The following is a 24,178-nucleotide window of genomic DNA, read 5'->3' on the forward strand; positions in this document are numbered from 1 at the left end:
ACCGTGTCGTCCATCGAGCCTAGCGAGCGGCGCCACCCGGCCGGCCGCCCAGCCGGCCAGCCGGCCGGCCGTGGAGCCGAGCCGAGTCGGGTCGAGTCGGATGGCGCTACCCGTGGGCCCGGGCTCGTCCGTACCGTCGACGCAGACCTCGACGGCGCCGTCCCGGTGCCGCACCACGCCGAGAGGAACGACCATGACCGACAAGAAGCCCCGCGAAGAAGCGATCGAGAAGCTCGAGGAAGCCCGCGAAGCGGAGAAACGACGGGCCGAGCAGGCCGAGCAGCGTCACCTCGAGTAGGCCGACGCCGTGACGACACCGCACCGGTCCCCCACGCCCCGCCGGGTCGCCGTCGTCGGCGGATCGCTCGGCGGCCTGTTCGCCGCGACCCTGCTCGAGCAGGACGGCCACGACGTCACCGTCTTCGAACGGTCGACACGTGGTCTCGCGCGCCGCGGCGCCGGGCTCGTCGCCCAGCAGGATCTGTACGACGTGCTCCGACGGCTCGGTCTGGACCGGGCCGCGGAGGTCGGGGTCGTCGCACGGGAACGCATCACCCTCGACCGGTCCGGCCGGGTCGTCCAGCGCGACCCGACCCCGCAGACGCAGGTGTCGTGGGACCACCTGTGGGTGACGCTGCGCGAACGGCTCGACGACCACCAGTACCTGCTCGACCACCGCGTCGAACGGGTGGACGCCGACGACGACCACGCCGAGCTCGTCTGCTCCGACGGCGTGGTCCGTCGGTTCGACCTGGTCGTCGGCGCGGACGGCGCGAACTCGGTCGTCCGACGGTTCGTCGCGCCCGGGCAGTCCACCGCACGGTACGTCGGGTACAGCACCTGGCGCGGACTCGTGCCGGAGACGGCGATGCTCGACGGCGCCGGGGACGTGCTGCTGGAGCGGTTCGCGTTCTTCAACGGGCCCAGGTCGCACATGCTCGGGTACCTGGTGCCGGGGCCGGACGGCGAGACCCGCGTCGGCTCCCGCCGCTACAACTGGGTCTGGTACCGGCCGATCACGCCGCCGCAGCTCGAACGCGTCATGCGTGCCTCGGGTCGCCGGGCGGACGACCTGTCCCTCGCGCCCGGCGACCTGCCGGAGTCCCTGCGCGACGAGTTGCGGGCCGACGCCGTCGCGGAGCTCCCGCCGCCCTTCGCCGACGCGGTCCTCGCCGAACCGGAGCCGTTCCTGCAGGGCATCGTCGACTACGTCGCCCCCAGGATGACGGCGCGCCGGGTCGTCCTGACCGGTGACGCCGCCGCGGTCGTGCGACCCCACACCGCGATGGGCGCCGCGAAGGCGGCCGGCGACGCACTGGCGCTGAGCGACGCGCTCCGTCGGTGGCCGCTGGACGCCGCGCTCGCGACGTACGACAGCGACCGGCTGGAGGTCGCCCGGGCGATCGCGCAGTACGGGGTGCGGCTCGGGCGCTCGCTGCCGTTCGCGCACCAGGTCTGAACGGAGTCCGGGGCGATGACCTCCGCACCACGCACGTCGACCACCGAACGTCACGCACCCCCGTCCGGTCCCGGCGTGCACGTCGCGCTGGTCCTGCTCGCCGTCGCCTCGGGGGCGGCCGACGCCTTCGCCTTCCTGCAGCTCGGTGGGATCTTCACCGCCAACATGACGGGCAACCTGGTGCTGGCCGGGATGTTCACGCGCCCCGGCTGGCCCGCGACCGTGGCCGGTGCGGCCACCGCCGTGGTCGTCTTCGCCGCGGCGACCTGGTGGGGTTTCCGGGCGTCGCCACCACCCCGCGCCGGGGTCCGGTACCCACGGCGCTCGATCGGTGTGCTGGCCGCCACCGCGATCGCCGCCCAGAGCGCCCTGGTCGGCGTGTGGGCAGCCGTGTCGGGCGTGCTCGGTGGGACCGTCGACCTGGCGTGGAGCTGTCTCCTCGTGGCGCTGTCGGCCGCGGCCCTCGGCGTCCAGACCGTCCTCGCCAAGCGCCTGTCCGGCGCCTCCGGCCTCACGACGACGTTCGTCACGGGGACGCTCACCAGCTTGATGGAGGGGATCGCCGAGCACCGGCAGGGGTCCCGGCTCGTGCAGGCCGCCGTCGTCGTGGCGTTGGTGGCGGGTGCCGTCGCCGGCACGGCGCTCGCGCACGTGGCGCCGCCGGTGGCGCCGCTCCTGCCGCTGGTGCTCGTGGCGGTCGCCACCGTCGTGCTGCTGCGTCCACCGCGTCGGTGACGCCGCATCCCGGCGCGTGGTCGGCCCCGCTCCGCCGCACCGCGTCCTGCAGGCGGCCCGGATCGGACGGGAGGCCCGTGGCGGGCCCGCCACGGGCCTCCCGTCCGGTCGCCGAACCGGTCATCTGACCGACTCGCGACAGCACGTCGGCGTCGGAAGATCAGATCCTCACCGATCACGGAAGGCAGCACCATGTCGGAACCGCTTGACGAGGCCGTCGCGGAGATGACCGCCGCGATCGAGAACGAACTCGTCGTCCGTGACTTCCTGGAGAACTTCCGGGCGCGCGAGGTCGAGCAGCTCGTGCCGTTCCTGGACGCGGACGTCGTCTACCAGCCGAGCACCTGCGGAAGCGTCCGTGGACGCGCGGAGGTGCTCCGCCTGTGCCAGGCCATCCTCGAGGCGTTCGAGCTCTTCGAGATCATCCCGAACCGGGTCGTCGCGAGCGGGTCCGTCGTCCTGCTCGACCAGACGCTCCGGGTCCGGTTCCCCGGCGAGGACGAGCGAGCGTTGATGAGCTTCGCGTGCTTCGAGGTGCACGACTTCCAGATCACCAGCTGGCGACAGCTGCAGGGGTGACGCCTCAGAGCGCCCGGCGGAGCAGCACGGCAGCCTCCGGCGTGTTCACGCGGAACGTGAAGGACTCCTCCACGTAGAGGGCGACGTCGACGCCGTCGTGGTGGAGGTAGCCGAGCGCGAGGTCCTGGCCGACGGTGAGCGCGAAGTCCCCACCGCGCAGGCTGACGAGCAGGGACTCGTCGATGCCGGGCGTGCGCTCGACGTCCGCACCGGTGATGCCCTCGAGCTGGCGCCGGAGCGAGGCGCCGGCGTCGTCGGTCTCCACGATGTCCGCCCAGTCGACCGGGCTGCACGCCAGGGCGTACGGCCCGCCGACGCCGACGTCCCGCAGCGCGGCGACGGCCGCGGTCACCGCGGCACGGAACGACTCCGGTGTGCCGTCGTGCGACTGCGTGTGCTGGGTGGAGGCCGCGCCGGCGCCGGTGATGCCGCCCTCCGGCCACCCGCGCAGGGTCGACCGGTTCTCGTGCGCGGCCAGCCGCAGGACGGCCTGGTCCAGGTCGGAGAGGTCGACGTCGGTCGCACCGCGCGAGAAGTCGACCATCTCCTCGAGCTTCACGGTGAACGGGGCACGGACCTCGCAGAGCGGCAGGACCTTCCGGCGACGTGCGTCGAGTCCGTCGGGCGTCCCGCCGGTCACCGTCTCGGTCCGGCCGAGGTCGACCGCGGAGCGCTGCCAGCCGTGGGGGCCGTCGAAGTCGACGATGCGACGGGCCGAGAGCGCCGGGACCAACCGGTCGCGGGCCTCGCCGTCGAGCATCTCCCACGCGTCGGCGCCGAACGGTGCGAGTTCTCGGAGGAGGTGGTTCATGGGGTGGGTCCTTCCGTGCGTCGGAGTGAACCGATGCCGAGACCGGGGTCCGGTGCATCGGGCGGGGTCGGTCGGCTCGGCTCGGGTGGTGCGCTCGGCTCGGGCGGCGCGCTCGGGTCGGATGGGGCTCGCGCCAGGTCGGCGAGGCCCAGCAGCCGGTCGCGGGACGGTGCGAAGAACGTCGCGCCGGTGACCGCGCGGGAGAAGTCGAGGAGCCGGTCGTGGGTCCCCGGCGGATCGCCGATGAACATCCGGTCGAGCATCCGCTCGAGGACCCACAGCTGCCCGCTGTACCCGATGAAGTACGTGCCGTACTCGCCGCTGCCGGGCCGGCCGAAGGGCATGTTGTCGCGCAGGACGTCGTGCTCGACCCCCTCGTCGTCGACGATCGTGGCGAGCGTCTTGTGCGACGGCCGGGCCTCGGTGGCGCTGTCGCGCTCGACGTTGTCCGACTTCGACCGACCGATGATCCGCTCCTGCTCGTCCGTCCCGAGGGCGTTCCACGCGTCGAGGTCGTGCAGGTACTTCTGGACGACGACGTAGCTGCCGCCGGCCCACTGCGGGTCGTCGTCCCCGACCAGCGCGGAGGCAGCGAGGTCCTGGGCCACCGGGTTGGCGGTGCCGTCCACGAAGCCGAGCAGGTCGCGCGTGTCGAAGTAGCGGAACCCGGCGACCTCGTCGACGACCCGCACGTGCTCCCCCAGCGCGGCGAGCAGCAGGCGCTCGAACTCGAAGCAGACGTCCGTGCGCTCACCACGGATGTGGAAGAGCAGGTCGCCGCCGGTCGACGGGGCGTGGTGGACGGCACCGGACACCGGTCGGAACGGGTGCAGCTCGGCCGGTCGCGCGAACGGCGAGAAGCGGTCCCAGGCCGTCGCACCGAACCCGACGACGCACGACAGGTGCGCGCCGAGGTCGCGGAACCCCACGGTCTTGAGCAGGCCGTCGAGGTCACCGAGGACGTCCCGCACGGCGGCGAGGTCGTCGTCGTCGGGGCCGATCGTCAGGGTCAGGAAGACCGCCGACCGGGACAGCGGGGCATCGACGCTCTGCGCGTCGATCGGCACACGATCGCCGGACGCGCCCGTCATCGGTGCACCGGCTGTGGTGCGGCGACCGGCGCAGCGATCGCCGCGGCCCACCGGTCGGCCCTGGTCGGTTCCACCGGTCTCGGCGCGTCCGGGAAGGTCATCTGCCCAGGGTCTCCGGTCGACGCGTCGTCCCGCCTGAGTCGGATGACCCGCTCTGCGAGGGCCCCGACGGGGGATGCCGGCAGCGTCGTGGGGTGATGTGCCGTGCCTCGCCGTCCCGTTAGCGTCCGGGAGTGCCGACGCGGTCCGCTCCGGGCCGGTGCGGACCACTCCGGGCCGGCACGGTCCACTCCGGGCCGTGGGGACGGCCGAACGACGAGCGAGGAACGACGATGAGCATCAGCATCTCGAACGCGCGACCGGTGCACGGGACCGTGCACGACGACGACGTCCTGCGACGGGCGGTCCACACGTCGTCGAGCACGAACGACCGCTTCGTGGTCGTCGAGGGACCGCGCGGCTCCGGCAAGTCCCACGCGCTCGCCGGCATCGCCGCCGCAGCCCGCGCGGACGGCCACGCCGTCGTCGAGTTGCGGTCGTCCGACGGAGACCCGGTCATCGCGTCGAACTCCCTGGAGCCGTGGCTGAGGCTCGTCCAGGACGTCGGAGCACCCGCGTCGACGCGGCGGAGCTTCGTCCTCGTCGACGACTTCCACACGCTCGTCGACACCGCCAGGTCCGTGCTCCGGACGGTGCTCGCCGGACTCGTGCGCGAGAGCGACACCGTCTGCGTCGTCGCCGTCGACGACCGCCAGTGCGTCCCCGGCTGGGTGGACCTGCAGTACGTCCCCCTGCGCCCGCTCGGGGACGCCGACGCCGAGGAGCTGCTGCGCCGGGCCCGGGTCGACCTCCCCACGTCGCGCGCCGGGTTGCTGCTGCGGCTGGCCGACGGCAACCCCGCCCTGCTGCACGCGGTGGGGCGGGCGTGGTCGGCCGGGTCCGCAGCGGAGCGCACCACGCCGTTCCCGACGTCCTACCCGCGGCTCGGTGCGTCGGGCGACGCCGTCTTGGCGTTGGACGGCCTCTCCGAGCGCGCTCGATCGACAGCGCTCGCGATCGCGGTGGCGTCCGTCGAGTTCCCCGAGGACCACCCGACGTGGGACGACCAGGGGGCGCTGCTGCTCGACGAGCGTCTGCGCGAACTGGTCGTCGAGGGACGGGCCGGCCTCGGGTTCCGCGACCCGTTCGTCCGGCTGCACCTGCTGTCGACCGCCACCGCCGCCGAGCTCCGACGAGTCCGGTCGCTGGTCGCGGCGTCGGCTGCCGTCCCGGAACGGCTCCGGGTCTTCGCCGAAGCCGCTGCGTCGCCCGCGCACGACGACGGCCTCGTCCCGCGACTCCTCGCACTGGTCGACGAGTCGCTCCGGTTGCGCCGTTCGGACGACGCGGCCACGGCGCTCGTCGAAGCAGCGCGCCTGACCTCGTCCGACGCGGACCGCGCGCAGTTCGGTGCCCGCGCCGCGACGATCGCCGCCTTCACCGGCGACTTCGCACTGGTCGACGCCGAGGCCGAGCGGGTCGCGTCGGACGACGAGCCGGCCCACCCCGCCCTGGTCGGGGCGCTCGAGTTCGTCCGAGCCGCGCGGACGGGCGACGTTCGAGCCGGGCGGCGCGCGGTGCTCGCCGCCCTGGACCGCTCGACCCGGCCCGACGAGGACGACGTGCTCGTCGCGACGCTGCACGTGCTCTGCTACCTGCGCGGGGACGGGTCCTGGTGGGACGAGGCGCTCGCGGTCACCGCCGACCGCGACGTCGACCCGGTCCTGCGGGTCGTCGAGGACTGCCTCGACGACGAGCCGGCCGGCGAGGACCGGGCGGCCCTCTACCGCGCCGCTCGGGTGTCGATGGCGGATGCCCAGCCGTGGAAGGCCGTGGCGCTGCACGTCGCGTGGTCGCTCCTCGACGCGACGGACCCGCGCCGCGAGGTCCTCGACGCCGTGCTCTCGCGCAGTGCGGACGCCGGTCTGCTCCGGTACTTCGGATCGTGCCGTGCAGCCGTCGCCGCGTACCAGGCCGGCCGGTTCACCACGGCGAGCGCAGCCCTCGACGGCGTCCGTCGGTCGGCCGAGGAGTGGGGCGCCGACACGTTCGTCGCGCTGACCGACGCCCTGCAGGCGCTCATCCACTCGCTGCAGGGCGAGCCGGAGCAGGCGACGACGAAGGCGGACCGCGCCGCCCGGTGGGCCCTGCAGCACGGCGCTCCACTCGTGGCACGCGCGGCCGACCACGCCCGATCGTCCCTCGACGTCGCGATGGGTCGCTTCGAGGAGGCCCACGCGCGGTCCACGACACGGCCGGCACCGGCCGGTCGGTGGTTGGAGAACAGCTACGGACCGATCGGGTTGCTCGACGCGGTCGAGTCGGCGGCCCGGCTCCGGCTGACCGACCACGGGCGCTCGCTCGTGTCCGCGGCCGAACGCACCGTCGGCTCCGGGGCGACGCCGCGCAGGTCCATGGTCCTCAAGGCGGCGAGGGCGGTCCTCGACGCCGACGCCGACGCACGGGTGCTGTTCGAGGACGCCCTGGCCGACGTCGACACCGAGGTCGCGCCGTTCGAGGTGGCTCGAGTGCGCCTGGCCTACGGCGAGTGGCTCCGGCGCAGCATGCACGCGCTCGAGGCCCGCACGCAGTTCCGGCTCGCGGCGAGCACGTTCGAGGTGCTCGGCGCCGGGCAGTGGCAGGCCAGGGCCGAGCGCGAGCTGCGGGTCGCCGGCGGCACCGGTGCACCGTCCGTGCCCCTCGAGTCGACCGGCCTCAGCGAGCAGGAACGCCGCGTGGCGTCACTGGCGGCAGCGGGGCTGACGAACAAGCAGATCGCCAACCAGCTGTTCCTGTCGCCCCGCACCGTCAGCGGACACCTCTACCGGCTGTTCCCGAAGCTGGGCGTGACCACACGAGCCGGTCTCCGGGACGCACTGCTGGGCCTCGAGGCGCCCCGGTCGGACGCCCTCCGGTAGTCCACCCGCTCAGCGTCCCTGGTGCAGCATCCGCGTCGCGGAGACGAGGACGGCAACCAGGACGAGCCCAGCGAACACGACGAGGACCGTCACCGGCGGGACGACGACGAGCGCGGCACCGACGAGCAGCACGGGGACGCACAGCCCGGCGTACGCGATGAGGAACACCGCGGCGAGGACCTCGCCCCGGGTCGACGGTTCGCTCGTCGACCCCGCTCGCGCGAGTGCGCACCGGAAGAGCAGTCCGACGCCGCCGCCGGCGACGACTCCCCCGAGCGCGAAGAGGGGCAAGGACCTGAGGACCGCACCGACGGCCAGCAGGACGAGCCCCGTCGGCAGGAGCACCAGCACCGTCCGGAGCTGCCGGTCGATCGGCGTCCTGCGGAACAGCACCTGCGCGACGCACGCCGCGGCGAAGACCGAGAACGACACGGCGCCGGCGACCAACCGGTCGGTCTCGTGGAGCGAGACCACCAGGAACGTGGGCGCGAGCGACGTGAACAGTCCGAAGACCGCGAAGGCCGAGAAGGCCGCCGCGCCCGCGGCGACGAAGGTCGCACGGGCCGACGGCGGGACGGAGATCCGCTGCGGTCGGTACGGACGGTGCTCGGCCGGCCGGGTGGCGGTCTCCGGGACCATGGCGAGCGCGATCGCCGACGCCACGAAGACGACCAGGAACACCAGGTGCGGCAGCAGCAGCGGCGCGGGCAGGAACTCCGCGAAGAGTCCACCGATGAGCGGTCCGAGCCCCAGCCCGCCCAGGTTCGCGACGCCGGACACGGTCACGGCGTTCGCCGGGTCCTCGTCCGGTCGGGCGCGGGACCGCAGCTCGCTGATGTGCGCGGTCGCCGTCGCGGTCAGGAGGCCGACGCCGACACCGTTGACGAACCGGGCGACGACGAGGCCGGGGAGTTCCGGCCACAGTGCGAACACGACCGCGGAAGCGGCCTCCACCCCGACGGCGATCAGGATCATCCGCCGACGACCGAGCACGTCGCTGAGGTGCCCGGCGAAGTAGAGGGCCGCGACCACGCCGACGGCGTACGCCGCGAACACGAAGGTCACGACGACGGACGGGAAGCCGTCGGCAGCCTCGTACAGCCCGTAGAGCGGCGTGGGGACGGTCGAGTACGCCATCACCGCGGTGAAGGCGACGGCGACGATCCAGAACCCGACGCCGTGGTGGAGCAGCGGGAGCGGCTTGAACGCGGAACCATCTCGGACGGTCGTCATACGTCGAGGATCCCGAGCGGCGGTCGTGGCCCCAAGCGTCAATCGGCTCGAACCGGACGCCGTGGTCCTGCGAGGGACACCCTCGGCACCGGCGACCGTCGATGCGGTCCGCCCGCCCCTCCAGGACCCACGATCCGTCCCCGTGACGCGCTCCCCCGCGGGTGGCAGGGGTCCGACGACCCCCGCTGGGGTAGTCACAGGGCCAGTCGGGCGGCGTCGATCCGTTCGTAGACTCCTGCCACCCGACGAGAGCTGGTGACCACCGTGTTGACGAACGAGGAGTACCTCCCGCGGACGGGCACACCCCGCTCGTCGGTGCTCGTCGCACCCGACGTCGACCGGCCGATCCGCGGGAGGGTGGCCGAGCGGACCGTCGTCGCCGAGGCACTGGCCCGGCTCGACGACGGTGCCGGCGCGGTGCTGATCGTCCGGGGACCCTCCGGCATCGGCAAGACCCGCCTGCTCGAGGACACCGTCGCGCGGGCGACGGCGGCCGGGCTCCGCGTGGCCGAGGCGAGCACCGACCGGGATGCCCGTCTGATCCCGCTCACCCCGGTCATGGACGCGTTCGGCACCGGACCGCGGCCGATCTCCGACCGCTCCCGGTTCGGGTCGATCGCGCGCGACCAGGAGTCCCGGTACTGGCTCCTGCAGCAGTTGCAGGACGACATCGAGCGGGCCGCCGCGTCGAGCGGGGTCGTCGTGGTCATCGACGACCTGCAGTGGTGCGACACCACGACGTTGGCCGTCCTGCGGTCGTTGTCCCGTCGCCTCGCGGACCTGCCCGTCCTCTGGGTCCTCGCGGTGCGTGCCGAGGACCTCGACCCCTCGGTCGTGTCGACCGTGGACGACCTGGCGGCGGCCGGTCGGGTCGTCGACCTCGAACCGCTGAGCGACGACGCGACGGCGGCGATGATCGGCGACCTGTTCGGGGTGGCCCCCGACGACACCGTGCTCCGGGCCGCGCGACGGACGGAGAACACGCCGCTGCTCGTGGTCGAGCTGGTCCGCGGGCTCCTCGACGAGGAGCTCGTGGAGTTCGCCGACGGCCGGGCGACGATGCCGGGGCGGACGCTGCCCGCGACCTTCGGCGCCTCCGTCCGCGAGACCGTCCGTCGCCTGTCGAAGCCGACGCAGCAGATCGTGCAGGTCGGCGCGGTCCTCGGGCGCTCGTTCGACGTCCGGTCGCTGGCCGCGCTCCTGGACCAGCCCGTGCACCGGCTCCTGCCCGGACTGCAGGAAGCGATCGATGCCGGTGTGCTCGTCGACGGTGGCGAGCAGCTCGCGTTCCGGCACGACGTCCTCCGCGAGGCAGCGGAGTCGATGATCCCGCTGGCCGTCCGCGACGCCCTGGTCCGGCAGGCTGCCCAGGAGCTCCTTCGGCAGGGCGTCGAGCCGCTGTCCGTGGCCACGCGGATCGCCGACGTCGCGAGGCCGGGCGACGTCGACGCGGCCGAGCTGCTCCGCACCGTCGCGATCGACCTGGCCGAGACGGACGCGGCGCAGGCGAGTGCGTTCGCCCTCCGCGCGGTCGACATCGCCCGCGACACCGCAATCCTGCCGGGCATCGTCCTCGACGTCCTCCCGCTGCTCTGGCACAGCGGCCGGGTGACCGAGGCGAGGGCGCTGACGGCGCGCCTCGACGGCCGTCTGGGCCCGGAGGACGAGGGACGACTGCGACTCACCACGGCGCGGTTGCAGACGGAGAGCTCGGCGGCGGACGCGCTCCGCTCGGTCGAGACGGCGCTGGAGCTCCCGGGCCTCAGCGACGGCCTGCGGTCGCGGCTGCTCGCACTCCGCGCGCTCAACCTCGCGCACGTCGGACGCCACGAGGATCTCCGGGTCGCGCTCGACGGCAGCCCCGACGGCCCCGGCTCCGACCAGACGGCACTCGCGACGTTCGAGGCAAGTGCCTCGGTCCTCGCGTTCAACCAGGGCCGCTTCGCCGACGCCGGTCGGCTCATCACCGCCGCGATGAGCCGGATGGCGGGCGCCGAGCAGCCGTCGACGACCTGGTTGCCGGAGGGGCTCTGGGCCGCCTTCCTCGCGAACTCGCTCGGGGACACGGACCGCGCCGACCGCATCGCCGAGGCGAACGCCATCGAGACGCGCAGCAACCACCTCGCGCGCGCGACGGCGTCCTGGATGATGCTCCGGACACGGGTGCTCTTCGACCAGGGCGACCTGGAGGGCGCGAGGACCCTGGCCGAGGCCGTGCTCGACCTCGCCCAGGACCTGGAGCTGGGCGGGTTCGCGGCGCTGACCGCCGGGTCCGTCCTGTTCCGCATCGCGCTCGTGCAGGCCGACCGCGGCGGGACGGAACGGTACCGGCACTTCGCGGAGTCGCTGTGCGCCGATCCGACCTTCGAACGGGCGGGTTCGTGGCTGCTCGCGCTGGAGGCCGAGTCCGTCGGTGCGATCGACGACGCGGTGGCGTTCACCGAACCCGCGTGGCGCACGCTGGACGCTCCGGTGTCCTCGATGTCGAGCCCCGCCGACTTCGCCGACGACGTCCACCTGGCGCGCATCGCCCTGCGCAGCGGCCGGCACGACCGGGCCGAGCGGGTCGAACGCACCGCACGACGCCGATCGGAGGCCAACCCCGAGAACGACCTCTGCGCGGGGACCTGGCTGCACGTGCGCGGGCTCGTCACCGGGTCGGCCGACAGCCTCCGGGCGGCGGTCGCCCGGCTGCGCGGCGTCCCCAGACGGCTCGTGCTCGCCGCGGCGCTCGAGGACCTCGGTCGGCTCGTGCACGACGAGGGTGCCGCCGGGGCCGGGCCACCAGCCGCGGCGAGTGCCGCGACGACTGCCCCGACGACCGCCGCAGCCGTCGCCGAGGCGAGCGAGGCCTGGCAGGAGTCGGCTCGGTTGTTCCACGACGCCGCGGCGAACCGCGATGCCGAGCGGGTCCGCCGTCGGCTCCGCGAGGTCGGCGTCGTCTACCGCACGAGCGCGCCGGACCGGACCGTGACCGGTCTGACGGCACGCGAGTCGCAGGTCGTCGAACGGGTCGCGGCGGGGTTGACGACGCAGCAGATCGCGTCGGACCTGTTCATCTCGACGCACACCGTGGTCAGCCACGTCCGGCACGTCTACACGAAGTGGGGTGTCTCCTCACGCCGCGAGCTCGCTGCACGGTTCACGGCGCACCGCGCGGGGTGACCCCATCGGTCGCGAACCCTGCGCCGAGCCGGGGGAACGACAGCCGCACCCCGGTCGAGAGCCCGAGTTCGACCCGCCCGCTGAACCCCTCGAAGTCCACCAGGGCACCGCCGTGCCGGTGCGACGCGTCGAGGAAGGCGAGGTGGTGCACGGCGTCCTCCCCGCCGCCGACCGGGCCGGGTGTCCGGAACCCGACCAGGCTCCCGGTGACCGACCGGTGCTCGGAGACGCGCGCTGTCGTCCCCAGCGTGCGCACCCGGGCGAACGCGCCCTCGGCCCGCACGCCGACCGCGAAGTCCTCCGACGGCAACGCCGCGTCGACCTGCGCCTGGAGCGCCGCCCGCGAACCTGCCGCACGGACCGGCACCGCCAGGTCCGGTGAGAACGTCGAGACCACCGCGAACGGGATCGGGTCCGCCGGGTCCGCCTCGACCGCCGTGCCGTCCGGCCGCAGTGCGAAGCACCGCCGGTCGATGACGACGACCGCCGTCCCCGCACCGTCGGCCGCCCCGAGGCCGAGGGTGCCGTTACGGAGCACGTCCGCGACCGTGACCGTCGACGGTCCGCCTCGCGACAGGAGCGTCCGCGCCGGCGATGCGTCCCAGCCGACGTGGTGCTCCGCCGTCCGACCGCCCGCAGGGCTCCCGGCCGCCCAGGAGCGGCCGATCGCTGCACGGGCCCAGACGAGCAGCGTCTCGACGGCCGGCACCGCCTCATCCATCGTCGTCCACGTCGTGCTCCTCCGCCCGATCCGTCGTCCCGACCGTACGGTGGGGGCGGACGGGCCGACCAGCGCCGTTTGACTCCTCCCCGGCGCGTCAGGGCAGGATCGGGTCGAACGACTCTCGCGTTCCGACACGGATCAGGGCATGGTGCAGGGATGAGCGACCTCGCGAAGATGATCACGGTGTCCGTGCCGCCGTCCGGTAGCGGGTGCGTCGAGTGCGACGCGTCGGGCTCCTGGTGGGTGCACCTGCGACGGTGCGCCGCCTGCGGACACGTCGGGTGCTGCGACGACTCGCTGAACCGGCACGCGACGGCGCACTTCGCCACCACGGGTCACGAGGTCATGCAGTCGTTCGAACCGGGCGAGGACTGGTTCTGGGACTTCGTGTCGCAGGACTTCGTGGACGGCCCGCGTCTGGCCGACCCGCAGGCGCACCCGAGCACCCAGTCGGTCCCCGGACCCGCCGAACGGCTGCCGTCCGACTGGATGCAGCAGCTCGCCGACCGCGGCTGACGCCCGGAGCCGTCGGCCGCGCCTCAGCTCCGCGCGTCGCGTGCGTCGCGTGCATCGCGCGCGTCCAGGGCCTCCGACCGGGCGATGAGCTCGTGCACCGTCCCGTACGCGTGCACCTGGTACGCCAGGTGCGCCACGGCCAGCACCACGGACGACCCGATCCCCCAGACGATCGACGCCGGGTCGTCGGCTCCGAGCTGGTCGACGAGGATCGCGATCCCCGCGCCCGCCACGATGGAGTTCACCACGGCGACCGCGGAGGACATCGTGAACAGCAACCGGTACCACGACGGGGCCCGCCCGATGTCGAGGAGCTCGTTCGCCGCGTGCCGTCCCCGGGGCATCGTGAAGTACGTGTCCGCCTCGGGCAGGAGCCGGCCGTAGTACCGACGGATGCGCTGCATCGCAGCGAGCGCCGCGACGTCCTCCAGCGCCGTCTCCACGAGCCGTTCGTAGGTGAAGACGCCGAGCAGGACGATCACCGGGATGATCGCCCCGAGGAACCCGAGCGCGAACGGCGTGTGGGCGAGGAAGCCGAACGCCACGAGCGAGCTGGAGAGCGTCGTGAGGTACAGCGACGACCGGCTGCTGGACTCGCTCACGGTGATGCTCCGGGCACTCTCCAGCACGAACTGCTCGGTCAGCAGCGCGTTGAAGAACGCGGTCGGCCGGTCCAGGTGGGTGACCGACTCGGACGCGGTCGGCAGCTGCGGGGGTTCGACGTCGTCGGGCATCGGCGGGTCTCCTCGTCGTTCAGTCGGATGCTGCGAGGTGGCGGTGCACGAAGGTGACGGCCATCGCGCCCTCTCCGACCGCCGCCGCGACGCGTTTCACGGACCCCGCGCGCACGTCGCCGGCGGCGAACGAGCCGGGGACGTTGGTCTCGAGGTAGTACGGACGCCGGCGCAGCGGCCAGTCCCGGAGCGACTGCGGGACCACGTCCAGGTCGGGACCGGTGACGAGGTAGCCGAGGCGGTCGCGGACCATCGGAGTGTCCGCCGCCCACGTCGTGTCGGGTTCGCCGCCGATGCAGATGAAGAGGCGCGTGGCGGCGAGCTCCGTGGTCGTGCCGTCGCCCGCGGTGACCTCGATCGAGGACAACCGGGTGTCCCCGACCAGGCCGGTCACCCGGGTGTCGGTCCGGACCGACACGTTCGGCGCGGCCTCGATCCGGGCGCTCAGGTACTCGGACATGGTCGCGGACAACGAGGACCCCCGGACCAGCATGGTGACGTGCGCGGCGGACCGGGAGAGGTTCATGGCGGCCTGCCCCGCCGAGTTCGCGCCGCCGACCACGAAGACCTGTTCGCCCACGCACCCGTCGGCCTCGCTCGTGCCGGCTCCGTAGTAGACGCCGCGGCCGAGCAGGTCGCGCTCCCGCGGCAGCCCCAGCCGTCGCCACTCAACCCCGGTCGCGCAGATGTTCGCCCGGGCGACGACGTGGCCGCCGTCGGCGAGGTCGGCGTGGATGCGGCCGTCGTGGAAGACGCCGTGCACGCCCTCGCGCATGACGAGGACCTCTGCGCCGAACCGGACGGCCTGTTCGCGGGCCCGCTCGGCGAGTTCCGCGCCGGCGACGCCCTCCGGGAAGCCGAGGTAGTTCTCGATGAGGCTGCTGGACCCCGCCTGCCCGCCGACGGCGTCCCGCTCCAGCAGGACGACGTCCAGGCCCTCGGACGCCGCGTAGACAGCGGCGGACAGCCCGGCGGGACCGGCACCGTAGATCGACAGGTCGTACTCCGCCCGACGGGGCGCGTGGACCCAGCCGAGTCGGTCGGCGATCTCCCGCACCGTCGGCGCTGCGAGCCGGGTGCCGTCGGGGAACACCACGACCGGCAGCCGGGCGGCGTCGAGCGGAGCACCGGCGACCGACACCGCGTGCGCGTCGTCCCGCAGCGGCACCCAGTCGAAGTGCACGACGGACCGCGACAGGAAGTCCCGCACGGCGTACGCGTCGGCGTCGAACTCGCGGCCGTACACACGGACGCGTCGGGACGGCACCCGGTCGGCGGGTTCGACGTGGGGCTCCATGGATCCTCCCGGTGCGGTGGGACGAGGAACGGCCGCCAGCTGGGCGCCGACGGGCGTCCCGGTGACCTGACAGCACGGTACGGACTGCGACGGCGTCGCACCTGGCCCTGTCAGGGTCCGGCCGTGCCCCGGTCCGGCGTCGTCCGGCCGTGACCGGCCCCGGGATCGCGCTCCGGGCCACCCCGGCGTGCCGCCGTCGATCACCAGTGGTCCTCGAAGGGCCACCCTGGGCGGCTGCCGCGCCGCTAGCGTGACGGTATGAGCCGCAACGGTGCCGGAGGCGTCGCGCCCCGCGGTGTCCGCGAGCTGGTGGCCGCGATCGGGTGCCTGCCGGCGGTGGTGACCGACCGCCACCTCACCGTCGTGGTGTCGAACCCGCTCGCTCGCGCCCTGAGCGGGGCGTTCCACCCGTCCGTGAACATCGCGCGCTACACGTTCCTCGACTCGGTCACGGACGACGAGTCACCGGAGTGGCTGGACGCGTCGGGACAGATCGCGGCAATGCTCCGGGACTCGCTGGAACAGCACGAGGAGGACGACGGCTTCCGACGGCTCGTCGGTGAGCTGTCGTCGCAGAGCGTCTCCTTCGCCAGGGCCTGGGCGCACGACGCCCGACGCCCGGCCCGGAGCGCGGCCGTGCGGTTCGTGCAGCCGTTCGTCGGTCCGATCACGATGGTGTTCCAGGAGCTGCTGATCCCGGACGACTTCGCACTGCGGATGCTGCTGTGGCGGCCCGCCGACGACCCGACGGAACGTGATGCGTTCGCGCGCCTGGTGGAGTACGCGGCCGGAGAGCGCTGACGATCCAGGAGGACCCACCGTGGCTACGCGACGCCGACCGCCGGGGTCGCGGGGTCGATCGACCGCGGTGGCGCCTCGACCATGTACGCGAGCACCGCGGCCCCGCGGGACCCGGCCGGGGCGTAGAGGGTGTTGAGCGTCAACCCCTCGCGACCGGGGATGACGAGTCCCTCCCACTCGAACTCGAGGACGCCGAAGGGCTCGACGTGCTCGAAGCAGGTACCCGACGTGTAGACGTGCACGTCGTGCCGGGCCCACATCGCGGCGAACTCGGGATCACGGATCGACAGTCGACCCACGATCTCCTGGGTGCGGGGGTCCTCGAGGTCGGCCCGCATCCGGAACACCGCGACCATCTCCTGCGCCCGGCGGTGCCACTCCGGGTAGGTGGTGCGGTCGACGACGGTGAACATCCGCAGCAGCCGGTTCGCACCGCTCCGCATGCTCGGGCTGAGGGCGGCGGCGAGGGCCGTACCGGCGACGACGTCCATCCGGTCGTCGACGACGAACGCCGGCACGTCGTTGCGCCGCGCCAGGAGTCGCTGCACCGCGGGGTCGTCCGCTGCTGGTCTGGTGGGACGCGCTGCCCGCACGGCGGGACGCGCGAGTCGGCGGAGGTGGGTGAGAGCGTGCTCGTCGAGGCCCAGGGCCCGACCGAGACAGACGATCACCTGCTCCGAGGGCTGGTGGTCACGGCCCTGCTCGAGCCGGAGGTAGTACTCGGCGCTGATCCCGGCGAGGGCCGCGACCTCTTCCCGCCGCAGCCCGCTGACGCGGCGGTTCGCCTCTCGCGGAAGCCCGACGTCCTCGGGCTGGGTGACGTCACGACGGGCACGGAGGTACTCGCCGACGCGCGATGCACCGGACGTGGTCGCAGCACGCCGAGGGGCGGGAAGCCGCTGCTGGCCGGGCTGTGTGGACGACATCGCACCTCCGGACGCTCGGGCGATCAGGGCCCGGTCACGGCCGATCGCTTGCGTCGATCGTCCCGCGCCCCCGTGAACACCTCGGCATGGTGTTCGCGCTCTGCACAGACGGCCTGCGCGGATTGCGCAGCCGCCGCCCGGAACTCGCGGGGCGTGACGCCGTGGTGCGCTCGGAACGCACGGCTGAACGACGACGCCGAACCGAAGCCCGCGCGCCGCCCGACGGCGTCGAGGCCGACGTGCTCGGCCAGATCCCCGTCGCGCAGCATCGCGGCGGCGTTCGCCAGACGGGTCTCGGCGATGAGGCGGCCGGGTCCGGGTGCGTCGTGCTCGAACGCCTTCTGCAGAGTGCGCGGCGAGACCTGCATGGCGTTCGCCAGCGACTCGACGGTGAGGGTCGGGTCGCCGGAGTACAGGTCGATGTGGCGTCGTGCACGGGTCCGGAGCGCCAACCGGGCGGCGTCGGGCGGCACCTGCCGGACGGTCGCGTCGATGGCGAAGCCGTTCGCGAGTGCGATGAGCGCCTGCGCCGCCGCGGCCTCGCTGGCGGTGTCGTGCCCGTTCCCCAGGTCGGAACGCAGCACGTTCGTGGCGACCGAGGCGATCATCACCGGGACGCCCGAGGTCAGGGGGAAGACGCCGTCGGTCAGGGCGTCGAGCTCACTGCCGCGCAGGTGCAGCGACGACCGGTCCATCCGCACCGACACCGCCGAGAACCCGGGACTGACGCTGAACTCCTGGATCCGCTGCATGCGGTCCACGCTGAGCGTGCCCGCGTCGTTCACCGTCTCGCTCGACGACCGACGGACGCGGATCCGACCGGACACGATGAAGGCCCACACGACGGCGTCGCCCGGGTCGACGTACCCGAACTCGTCGGGGTCACCGGGTGCGGGGGCACGGGTCTTCGTCACGCTGACCGAACCGAGCGAACGGCTCTCGACGGTCGAGACGCTCCGGCCGGGGAACCGGCCGTCCTCGCGACGCGCGAACGGGAGGTACATGCTCGGCCTCCCGTCCTCACCCGCCATTCTCGTCCACATCGGGGCGTGAGCGGCGACCGCGTGTCGGACGGGAGGCCCGTCACGCTGGCGCCACGGGCCTCCCGTCCGTCAGTGAGCCGGGTTCACCCCACCCGCGCGACCCGCACGTCGACCCGCGTGAGTGCCAGGCCATGCGCCGACGCCGCCGCGAGGGCGACGTCGTGCACCGCACGGGCCACCTCCGGCGCGGGCCGGTACCCGTCGGTGCCGATGACGACGCGCAGGACGCCGTCGTCCACGACGACGCGTGCGGGGGTCGCGCTGGACGCGATGCCACGGACGGCGCTGACGGTGCTCGCCACGGTCGGGCGCGCACGGTAGAGGTCGGTGACGCCGGGGACGCCGACCACGGCCTGTTCGACCGCGGCGAGGGTGTCGTCGTCGGAGCTCATCGGGTCTCCTCGGTGTCGGTGTCGGTGTCGGTGTCGGGATCCGGTTCGAGCAGGTCGCGCACCACCACGTCGACGGCCTCGACGAGCAGGTCGGTCTGCTCCGCCAGCGCCTGGGCGACACCGGTCCGGACCAGGTCCGCCGTCGCGACGATCGACGGGCCGGAGACGATCGCGACCTCGACGACCACGCGGATCGGTGCGGCGAGTTCGGTGACGTCGCCGTCGAGCCGGCACCGAGCGACGAGCACGCCCGGCACACCGTCGCCGGTCCGGCGGATCAGCGATCGGATCGCGCCCTCGGTCATCACCGGGCGCTCCGACTCGGACTGCGGGCGGAGGGGCACGTCGCGCCCGGAGCGAGACTCCAGGGAGATGTTGGCGAGCACGCCGCCGATCCACGACTCGTCGGCCGGGGCCTCGTCGCGGGCCGCGGCCTCGAGCGATCCGAGCGACGCGTGCCGCACCCGCAGGATCGCCGCCAGGGCGTTCTGGCACGCGGGTGAGCCGTCGATGCTCGGGTCCGGCGGCTGCATCCCGGCGTCCAGGTAGTCGGCGAGCTCGTCGATGGAGTGGCCGTCGAGGTCGTCGGGTTCGAGTGCGTCGAGGTCGCTCATCGCCATCCCTCCATGAGTCGGATCATGTTCTTCCTCGCTCGGGACAGGAGTCCGCGGACCGTCGACGGAGGCAGGTCGAGTTCGGCGGCGATGTCGTCGTAGCTGTACTCGAGCACCTCCTTCATGATCCAGCAGCGTCGTTGGGCTTCGGGCAGTTCGGCGAGCGCCGTCTCCGCCGCTTCCTCGCGTGAGCGAGCCTCGGCGACCCGGTCCGGGGCGTCGGCGGCGGGTGCGGCTACCTCGAGTTCGGTGACGTCGTCGTGGAACCGTCGGGCCCGGATGCGGTCCAGGCACTTCCGGCTGAGGATCCGCATCAGCCAGGACTTCACCTTGGCGTGGTCCTCGAGACGGTCAAGACGGTCCCAGGCGGTGATGAAGGTCTCCTGCACGACGTCGTCGAGTTCGTCGGTCGACCCCAGGGTCCGACGGGCGTAGGCGCGCAGGAGCGGTGTGTAGCGGCGGATCAGGACCTCGAAGGCCCGGACGTCGCCATCGGACGACCGGCCGGCGAGGACCGCGTCGTCGAGCTCGGCGAGGGACTGGTGGTGCACGCTTTCCTTCTACTGGTGGTGGATGGTGTTCCGCTGGACGCGCTTCCGGACGGGGACGACGCGCAGCGGCCCGACCGGTCGGGCGCTGAGCGAGCGGATCCGCACCAGCGCCAGACCGTGCGTCGGTGCGTGCCTGCCGTGCGACGTCAGGCGGACGGCAACGATGTCGTCGTCGAGCATGGGAACTCCTCGGTCGGACCATCGGGCACGGTCCCTCACCGGTGTGACGCACCGGACCGGCGGTTCGTCACACCTGCCGACGGACTTGCGCCAGAGTTGGAGGCATGTCGCTCGTCACCGCCGTCTGCCGCGTCGACCGTCTGCTCCCCGATTCCGGCACGATCGGCGTCACCGCCATCGACAAGCGTCCGGTCGCGGGGAAGGTCCGGGTCCGGCCGCTGGGGCTCTACGCCGACGTCCAGGCCGACCGGAAGCACCACGGCGGTGAGGACCAGGCCGTGTACGCCTACGCGGACGAGGACGCCGAGTACTTCGCCGCGTCGCTGGGGCGCGAGATCCCGCCGGGCCTGTTCGGCGAGAACCTGCGGACCACGGGCGTCGACGTCACCGGGGCCGTCACGGGCGAGCGGTGGCGCATCGGCGAGACGCTGGAGCTCGAGGTGACGATCCCGCGGATCCCGTGCGGCACGTTCGCGCGGCGGATGGGCGTCGACAAGTGGGTCCGGCGCTTCACCGAGGAAGGGCGGCCGGGCGCGTACCTGCGGGTCGTGAAGTCCGGTCCGGTGGCAGCGGGCGACCCGGTCGTGGTGACCCACCGGCCAGCGCACGGGGTGACGATCGGCGAGGTCTTCGCGGGTCTCACGCCCGAGCGCGCCCGTGCCGTGCTCGAGTCCGGCGAGCGGCTGGCGCCGAAGGTGGTCCGGGACGTCTCGAAGGCGCTCGCCCGCTCCTGATCAGCCGCCCGCTCGGTCTCCGCCGCGTGTCGGGTCGAGGGGCCGCTTCGCTCGGGGCAGCCCGGCGACGACCAGGTCGTAGGCGTTCGCGACGAGGTCCTCGACCAGGGTCTCGTCGATGCCGTCCCCGGGCGCGAGCGTGATCCAGTGCCGCTTGTTCATGTGCCACCCCGGTGTGATCTCGGTGTGGTCGCGGACGAGGGCGGCGCCGTGCGGTGGTGCGCACTTCAGGTTGACGATGGGCACACCCCGGAGCTCGCTCGTCATCACGAACATCTTGTCGACGACCTTGTAGACGACGGCGCCCTCGCCGAAGGGTTCGGTCTCGAACACCGCGGGCAGGCCCATCGCGGTGCGACTCGCGGTCTCGTGCAGCTGCGCGCCGTCCATGCACCCAGCATGCCCGAGACGCCCGACACCGCAACGGACGGAGCGGACCTGTTCGGGGGCATGTCGTGAGCGTCGTTCACATCGTAGGATCAGCTCGCCGCGTACCCGACGCGGCGGTCGCTCCGGCGATCACCCACTCCTTCCAGGGGGAACCCGTGCGCATCATCCGTACCCTCGGCATCGCCGCCGCCACCGCCGTCCTCGCCACCACCGTCGTCGTCGGTGGGGCCTCCACCGCGCAGGCGGCACCGAAGACCTACGCCAACTGCACCGCGGTGCACAAGGTGTACTCGGGCGGCATCGCGAAGAAGTCGGTCACGAAGAACAAGGTCACTTCGAATGGCAAGGTGACCTACCGCGCCCTCAAGGGGACGGTGAAGAAGGACGACGCCCTGTACAAGGCGAACAAGAAGATGGACCGCGACGCCGACGGCATCGCCTGCGAGAAGAGCTGACGCGCTGACGCGCCGAAGCACTGGCCCTCGGACGCCCCGTCACCGCGACGGGGCGTTCAGAGCGTCGGCACGCCCTCGTGCCCGGACCTCGGACGGGCGGTCCCGGCGACCCCGGTGACGACCGAGCCGGCAGGGACGTCCTTCGTCACCACGGTGTTCGCGCCCACGACGGAGTCCTGTCCGATGGTGATCGCCCCGATCAGCGAGGATCCCGCGCCGAGCACGACCCGGTCGCCCACCACCGGGTGCCGTCGGGCCCCCGGGCCGTGGTCCCCGCCGCGTCCGCCGAGGGTCACCCCGTGGAACAGCACGACGTCGTCCCCGATCACCGCGGTCGCCCCGATCACGACGCCCATGCCGTGGTCGATGAAGAACCGCCGACCGATGCGGGCGCCGGGGTGGATCTCGATGCCGGTCACGGACCGTGCCGCCTGGCCGATGACCCGTGCGACGAACCGCGATCCGGGCAGACTGCTGGCCGTCCAGAGCCGGTGCGTCAGACGGTAGGCCCAGATGGCGTGCAGCCCGGAGTAGACGATCGCGTTCTCGAGGTCACCACGGGCGGCGGGGTCGCCGCGGCGTGCTGCGGCCAGGTCCTCCCGGACCGTCCGCAGCACGCCTCGTCGGACGGGACGACTCACGCAGTGAGTCCCTCGAAGAGCACCGTCGACAGGTAGCGCTCCCCGGTGTCGCAGACGATCGCGACGATGCGCTTGCCGGCGTTCTCGGGCCGGGCGGCGATCTCGATCGCGGCGTGGATGATCGCACCGGAGGAGATGCCGGCGAGGATGCCCTCGTCGGTCGCGAGCGCCCGCGCCACGCGCAGGGCGTCGTCGAGCTCGACGTCGAACACCTCGTCGATGACGGACTGGTCGAGGACCTCGGGGATGAAGTTCGCGCCGATCCCCGCGATCTTGTGCGGTCCGGCCTTGCCCTCGGTCAGGAGCGGGGAGTCCTTCGGCTCGACCGCGACGATCTGCACGCCGGGCACGCGCTCCTTGAGCACCTGACCGACACCGGTGATCGTGCCACCGGTCCCGACACCCGCGACGAACACGTCGACGTGCTCCTCGGTGTCGCGAAGGATCTCCTCCGCCGTGGTCTTCCGGTGGATCGCGGCGTTCGCGGCGGTCTCGAACTGGTGGGCGAGGATCGCGCCGGGGGTCTCGTCGACGATCGCGGCAGCTCGCTCGACCGCGCCCTTCATGCCCTCGGGACCCGGGGTGAGCACGATCTCCGCACCGTAGGCGCGCATCACCGCGCGACGCTCGACGCTCATCGTCTCCGGCATCGTGATGACCACCTTGTAGCCGCGGGCCGCGCCGACGAGCGCGAGGGCGATGCCGGTGTTGCCCGACGACCCCTCGACGATGGTGCCGCCCGGCTGGAGGTCGCCGGACTGCTCGGCCGCGTCGATGATCGCGACGCCGAGGCGGTCCTTCACGCTGGCGCCGGGGTTGTAGAACTCGAGCTTGGCGAGCACCTCGGCGCCGCCCGCCTTCGGCAGCCGGTTCAGCTTGACGAGCGGGGTGTTGCCGAACGCCTGGGAGATGTTGTCGTAGATGGTGCCGCTCATCTGGTCCGTCCTCTTCGGGTCAGGTCGCGTCCCACATCCTGGAGGCGCGGTGTGCGCCCGATCCTAGCGACCGGACCCGGCGTGCTCCTGTCCACTGCCGCGCGCCCGCCCACCAGACCGGCCGCCGCGCTCCCCCACCTCCGGCTGAGCGTCCTCCGTCGGCCGCAGCGCTCGTCGGAGTTGCGCCTCCGAAGGCAGCGCTCGCTGGATCTCCGCAGGCAGGAACTCGTACGACGAGACGCCGACCGGCGCGCTCGACGTACCGAGCGAGTAGCGGACGACCGCGTCGTTCTTGCCTGCGACCAGCAACAGACCGACCGTCGCCGCGTGAGTGTCGCGACGCAGTCTGTCGTCGACGAGGGCAACGTAGAACGAGAGCTGCCCGATGTTGTCCGGCCGGAACTCCCCGGTCTTGAGTTCCACGACGACGTACCGGAGCTGCTCGACGTGGAAGAAGAGGAGATCGACGAAGAAGTCGTTGCCGTCGACGTCGAAGTGCACCTGTCGCCCGACGAATGCGAAACCCGTGCCGAACTCGCGGAGGGTTTCCTCGATCCGCTGCACCAGTGCGCGCTCGAGCTTTCGCTCGTCGAGGTCGCCGTCGACGGCGAGGAAGTCGAGCACGTACGGGTCCCGGGTCATCTGCCGAGCCAGATCGGCACCGTCTTCGTCCAGGAGACGACTGAAGTTCGTTGGCGGAGTCCCGCTGCGCTCCAGGACACGGGTTCGCAGGTTGTGCACGAGCGCGCTGCGCGACCAGCTGCCCTGAACCGCAGCTACTGCGTACCGAGCCCTGCGATCAGGCTCCGCCACTGGGAGCAGAGCACGGATGTGCCCCCACGGCAATTGGTCCACAAGCTGTGGACCAATTGATGCTTCCTCAGGCCAGGCCGCCGCGAACTGCCGCATGTACTTGAGGTTCGTCGCCGACAGCCCCTTCATCGACGGGAACTCGCTTCGTAGATCGTCGGCGAGCCGGTTCAGGACACCGCTCCCCCACTGCCCGCTCTTCGACCGCTCGAGCAGGACCGTGCCGATCGACCAGTACAGGTGCACCAGTTGCGCGTTCGCTGCCAGCTGCACGCGATGCCGCGTCGTAGTCACCTGTTCGCGGATCACTCGAAACGTGTGTTCGTACTCGGCCGGGAGCGTCGATCCATCAGTCATCCGCCGATCGTGGGGGCTGCTGGCACGCGCCGTCCACGAATCGGTATG

The 24,178-nt window shown here is 72.7% G+C and carries 25 protein-coding genes; 9 read left to right on the forward strand and 16 right to left on the reverse strand.

The features are described from left to right. The first annotated feature begins 307 nt into the window (after nt 1-307). From EDF63_RS15730 to EDF63_RS15740, 3 genes are all read left to right on the forward strand, one after another. On the forward strand, nt 308-1,459 hold the full coding sequence (locus EDF63_RS15730) for an FAD-dependent monooxygenase (RefSeq protein ID WP_123313928.1): 1,152 nt from the start codon (nt 308-310) through the stop codon (nt 1,457-1,459). Between the two features lie 75 nt (nt 1,460-1,534). Further along, complete coding sequence (locus tag EDF63_RS15735; protein ID WP_185021466.1) at nt 1,535-2,194, forward strand: DUF1275 family protein; 660 nt, start codon at nt 1,535-1,537, stop codon at nt 2,192-2,194. Nucleotides 2,195-2,386: 192 nt separating this feature from the next. Continuing rightward, nucleotides 2,387-2,773, forward strand: a complete 387-nt coding sequence (locus EDF63_RS15740) for a nuclear transport factor 2 family protein (RefSeq protein WP_123313930.1) — start codon at nt 2,387-2,389, stop codon at nt 2,771-2,773. 4 nt (nt 2,774-2,777) lie between these two features. On the opposite strand, the gene EDF63_RS15745 is transcribed toward EDF63_RS15740, so the two are convergent. Together EDF63_RS15745 and EDF63_RS15750 are read right to left on the reverse strand one after the other, a co-directional pair. Next, entirely contained in the window at nt 2,778-3,584 is an 807-nt protein-coding gene (locus tag EDF63_RS15745) for a family 1 encapsulin nanocompartment shell protein (protein ID WP_123313931.1), read from the reverse strand. Further along, nucleotides 3,581-4,675: a Dyp-type peroxidase gene (locus EDF63_RS15750; protein WP_123314090.1), complete on the reverse strand. Its 1,095-nt coding sequence runs from the start codon at nt 4,673-4,675 to the stop codon at nt 3,581-3,583. Before EDF63_RS15750 ends, EDF63_RS15745 begins: the two co-directional genes overlap by 4 nt. A 332-nt stretch (nt 4,676-5,007) precedes the next feature. Between EDF63_RS15750 and EDF63_RS15755 the strand changes: the two genes are divergently transcribed. Further along, a complete protein-coding gene (locus EDF63_RS15755) occupies nt 5,008-7,632 on the forward strand; it encodes a helix-turn-helix transcriptional regulator (RefSeq protein ID WP_123313932.1) in 2,625 nt (874 codons plus the stop codon). Between the two features lie 9 nt (nt 7,633-7,641). On the opposite strand, the gene EDF63_RS15760 is transcribed toward EDF63_RS15755, so the two are convergent. After that, the gene (locus EDF63_RS15760) at nt 7,642-8,865 is read right to left on the reverse strand and encodes an MFS transporter (protein WP_123313933.1); all 1,224 of its coding nucleotides are present in this window, start codon (nt 8,863-8,865) and stop codon (nt 7,642-7,644) included. A 255-nt stretch (nt 8,866-9,120) separates the two neighbouring features. On the opposite strand from EDF63_RS15760, the gene EDF63_RS15765 reads away from it, so the two are divergent. Continuing rightward, nucleotides 9,121-12,030: a LuxR family transcriptional regulator gene (locus tag EDF63_RS15765; RefSeq protein ID WP_123313934.1), complete on the forward strand. Its 2,910-nt coding sequence runs from the start codon at nt 9,121-9,123 to the stop codon at nt 12,028-12,030. On the opposite strand, the gene EDF63_RS15770 is transcribed toward EDF63_RS15765, so the two are convergent. Next, nucleotides 12,008-12,739, reverse strand: coding sequence for an acetolactate decarboxylase (locus EDF63_RS15770; RefSeq protein WP_185021467.1), 732 nt, complete (start codon nt 12,737-12,739; stop codon nt 12,008-12,010). The genes EDF63_RS15765 and EDF63_RS15770 overlap by 23 nt on opposite strands. Nucleotides 12,740-12,910: 171 nt before the next feature. Between EDF63_RS15770 and EDF63_RS15775 the strand changes: the two genes are divergently transcribed. Then, nucleotides 12,911-13,270: a UBP-type zinc finger domain-containing protein gene (locus EDF63_RS15775; protein WP_123313936.1), complete on the forward strand. Its 360-nt coding sequence runs from the start codon at nt 12,911-12,913 to the stop codon at nt 13,268-13,270. 23 nt (nt 13,271-13,293) lie between these two features. Here the strand turns inward: EDF63_RS15775 and EDF63_RS15780 are convergent, their stop codons facing one another. Both EDF63_RS15780 and EDF63_RS15785 read right to left on the reverse strand, forming a co-directional pair. Beyond that, entirely contained in the window at nt 13,294-14,004 is a 711-nt protein-coding gene (locus EDF63_RS15780; RefSeq protein ID WP_123313937.1) for a hypothetical protein, read from the reverse strand. A 19-nt stretch (nt 14,005-14,023) separates the two neighbouring features. Beyond that, nucleotides 14,024-15,301, reverse strand: coding sequence for an NAD(P)/FAD-dependent oxidoreductase (locus EDF63_RS15785; RefSeq protein ID WP_123313938.1), 1,278 nt, complete (start codon nt 15,299-15,301; stop codon nt 14,024-14,026). A 258-nt stretch (nt 15,302-15,559) separates the two neighbouring features. On the opposite strand from EDF63_RS15785, the gene EDF63_RS15790 reads away from it, so the two are divergent. After that, a complete protein-coding gene (locus EDF63_RS15790; protein ID WP_123313939.1) occupies nt 15,560-16,102 on the forward strand; it encodes a hypothetical protein in 543 nt (180 codons plus the stop codon). 23 nt (nt 16,103-16,125) lie between these two features. Here EDF63_RS15790 and EDF63_RS15795 read toward each other — a convergent pair whose 3' ends face one another. The 6 genes from EDF63_RS15795 to EDF63_RS18760 all read right to left on the reverse strand — a co-directional run bounded on the left by EDF63_RS15795 (nt 16,126) and on the right by EDF63_RS18760 (nt 19,808). Beyond that, nucleotides 16,126-17,028 (reverse strand): helix-turn-helix transcriptional regulator, encoded by a 903-nt coding sequence (locus EDF63_RS15795; protein WP_123313940.1) that lies wholly within the window; start codon nt 17,026-17,028, stop codon nt 16,126-16,128. A gap of 23 nt (nt 17,029-17,051) precedes the next feature. After that, nucleotides 17,052-18,032 (reverse strand): AraC family transcriptional regulator, encoded by a 981-nt coding sequence (locus EDF63_RS15800; RefSeq protein WP_185021468.1) that lies wholly within the window; start codon nt 18,030-18,032, stop codon nt 17,052-17,054. Nucleotides 18,033-18,154: 122 nt separating this feature from the next. Further along, nucleotides 18,155-18,463 carry a hypothetical protein gene (locus EDF63_RS15805; RefSeq protein ID WP_123313942.1) on the reverse strand — a complete coding sequence of 103 codons (309 nt, stop codon included), beginning with the start codon at nt 18,461-18,463 and terminating at the stop codon, nt 18,155-18,157. Then, nucleotides 18,460-19,077, reverse strand: coding sequence for a hypothetical protein (locus EDF63_RS15810; RefSeq protein WP_148061799.1), 618 nt, complete (start codon nt 19,075-19,077; stop codon nt 18,460-18,462). The genes EDF63_RS15805 and EDF63_RS15810 overlap by 4 nt, the downstream gene beginning before the upstream one ends. Next, nucleotides 19,074-19,628 (reverse strand): RNA polymerase sigma factor, encoded by a 555-nt coding sequence (locus EDF63_RS15815; protein ID WP_123313944.1) that lies wholly within the window; start codon nt 19,626-19,628, stop codon nt 19,074-19,076. The genes EDF63_RS15810 and EDF63_RS15815 overlap by 4 nt, the downstream gene beginning before the upstream one ends. Before the next feature lie 9 nt (nt 19,629-19,637). Beyond that, nucleotides 19,638-19,808, reverse strand: coding sequence for a hypothetical protein (locus tag EDF63_RS18760; protein ID WP_185021469.1), 171 nt, complete (start codon nt 19,806-19,808; stop codon nt 19,638-19,640). Between the two features lie 104 nt (nt 19,809-19,912). Here EDF63_RS18760 and EDF63_RS15820 point away from each other — a divergent pair, with 104 nt between their 5' ends. Next, a complete protein-coding gene (locus tag EDF63_RS15820; RefSeq protein ID WP_123313945.1) occupies nt 19,913-20,542 on the forward strand; it encodes an MOSC domain-containing protein in 630 nt (209 codons plus the stop codon). Here the strand turns inward: EDF63_RS15820 and EDF63_RS15825 are convergent, their stop codons facing one another. Then, nucleotides 20,543-20,932 (reverse strand): MmcQ/YjbR family DNA-binding protein, encoded by a 390-nt coding sequence (locus EDF63_RS15825; RefSeq protein ID WP_123313946.1) that lies wholly within the window; start codon nt 20,930-20,932, stop codon nt 20,543-20,545. It abuts the gene before it with no gap. Nucleotides 20,933-21,087: 155 nt separating this feature from the next. On the opposite strand from EDF63_RS15825, the gene EDF63_RS15830 reads away from it, so the two are divergent. Beyond that, on the forward strand, nt 21,088-21,387 hold the full coding sequence (locus EDF63_RS15830; protein ID WP_243649928.1) for an excalibur calcium-binding domain-containing protein: 300 nt from the start codon (nt 21,088-21,090) through the stop codon (nt 21,385-21,387). Nucleotides 21,388-21,443: 56 nt separating this feature from the next. Here the strand turns inward: EDF63_RS15830 and epsC are convergent, their stop codons facing one another. The 3 genes from epsC to EDF63_RS15845 form a co-directional block, all read right to left on the reverse strand. Beyond that, the gene (gene epsC / locus EDF63_RS15835) at nt 21,444-22,028 is read right to left on the reverse strand and encodes a serine O-acetyltransferase EpsC (protein WP_260233133.1); all 585 of its coding nucleotides are present in this window, start codon (nt 22,026-22,028) and stop codon (nt 21,444-21,446) included. Further along, nucleotides 22,025-22,963 carry a cysteine synthase A gene (cysK, locus tag EDF63_RS15840; RefSeq protein WP_123313948.1) on the reverse strand — a complete coding sequence of 313 codons (939 nt, stop codon included), beginning with the start codon at nt 22,961-22,963 and terminating at the stop codon, nt 22,025-22,027. Before cysK ends, epsC begins: the two co-directional genes overlap by 4 nt. 63 nt (nt 22,964-23,026) lie before the next feature. Then, nucleotides 23,027-24,130: a YhcG family protein gene (locus tag EDF63_RS15845; RefSeq protein ID WP_123313949.1), complete on the reverse strand. Its 1,104-nt coding sequence runs from the start codon at nt 24,128-24,130 to the stop codon at nt 23,027-23,029. Nucleotides 24,131-24,178: the final 48 nt, after the last annotated feature.

It is taken from the genome of Curtobacterium sp. JUb34, from assembly GCF_003755065.1.
Taxonomy (GTDB): domain Bacteria; phylum Actinomycetota; class Actinomycetes; order Actinomycetales; family Microbacteriaceae; genus Curtobacterium.

Excerpts from the sequence above, each read along its gene's own strand:
- EDF63_RS15790 (WP_123313939.1), top strand. The coding sequence starts at position 15,560 with ATGAGCCGCAACGGTGCCGGAGGCGTCGCGCCCCGCGGTGTCCGCGAG.
- EDF63_RS15745 (WP_123313931.1), bottom strand. The coding sequence starts at position 3,584 with ATGAACCACCTCCTCCGAGAACTCGCACCGTTCGGCGCCGACGCGTGG.
- EDF63_RS15820 (WP_123313945.1), top strand. The coding sequence starts at position 19,913 with ATGTCGCTCGTCACCGCCGTCTGCCGCGTCGACCGTCTGCTCCCCGAT.
- EDF63_RS15805 (WP_123313942.1), bottom strand. The coding sequence starts at position 18,463 with ATGAGCTCCGACGACGACACCCTCGCCGCGGTCGAACAGGCCGTGGTC.
- EDF63_RS15750 (WP_123314090.1), bottom strand. The coding sequence starts at position 4,675 with ATGACGGGCGCGTCCGGCGATCGTGTGCCGATCGACGCGCAGAGCGTC.
- EDF63_RS15740 (WP_123313930.1), top strand. The coding sequence starts at position 2,387 with ATGTCGGAACCGCTTGACGAGGCCGTCGCGGAGATGACCGCCGCGATC.
- EDF63_RS15795 (WP_123313940.1), bottom strand. The coding sequence starts at position 17,028 with ATGTCGTCCACACAGCCCGGCCAGCAGCGGCTTCCCGCCCCTCGGCGT.
- EDF63_RS18760 (WP_185021469.1), bottom strand. The coding sequence starts at position 19,808 with ATGCTCGACGACGACATCGTTGCCGTCCGCCTGACGTCGCACGGCAGG.
- EDF63_RS15800 (WP_185021468.1), bottom strand. The coding sequence starts at position 18,032 with ATGTACCTCCCGTTCGCGCGTCGCGAGGACGGCCGGTTCCCCGGCCGG.
- EDF63_RS15845 (WP_123313949.1), bottom strand. The coding sequence starts at position 24,130 with ATGACTGATGGATCGACGCTCCCGGCCGAGTACGAACACACGTTTCGA.
- EDF63_RS15785 (WP_123313938.1), bottom strand. The coding sequence starts at position 15,301 with ATGGAGCCCCACGTCGAACCCGCCGACCGGGTGCCGTCCCGACGCGTC.
- EDF63_RS15780 (WP_123313937.1), bottom strand. The coding sequence starts at position 14,004 with ATGCCCGACGACGTCGAACCCCCGCAGCTGCCGACCGCGTCCGAGTCG.
- EDF63_RS15760 (WP_123313933.1), bottom strand. The coding sequence starts at position 8,865 with ATGACGACCGTCCGAGATGGTTCCGCGTTCAAGCCGCTCCCGCTGCTC.
- EDF63_RS15755 (WP_123313932.1), top strand. The coding sequence starts at position 5,008 with ATGAGCATCAGCATCTCGAACGCGCGACCGGTGCACGGGACCGTGCAC.
- EDF63_RS15775 (WP_123313936.1), top strand. The coding sequence starts at position 12,911 with ATGAGCGACCTCGCGAAGATGATCACGGTGTCCGTGCCGCCGTCCGGT.
- EDF63_RS15825 (WP_123313946.1), bottom strand. The coding sequence starts at position 20,932 with ATGGACGGCGCGCAGCTGCACGAGACCGCGAGTCGCACCGCGATGGGC.
- EDF63_RS15810 (WP_148061799.1), bottom strand. The coding sequence starts at position 19,077 with ATGAGCGACCTCGACGCACTCGAACCCGACGACCTCGACGGCCACTCC.
- cysK (WP_123313948.1), bottom strand. The coding sequence starts at position 22,963 with ATGAGCGGCACCATCTACGACAACATCTCCCAGGCGTTCGGCAACACC.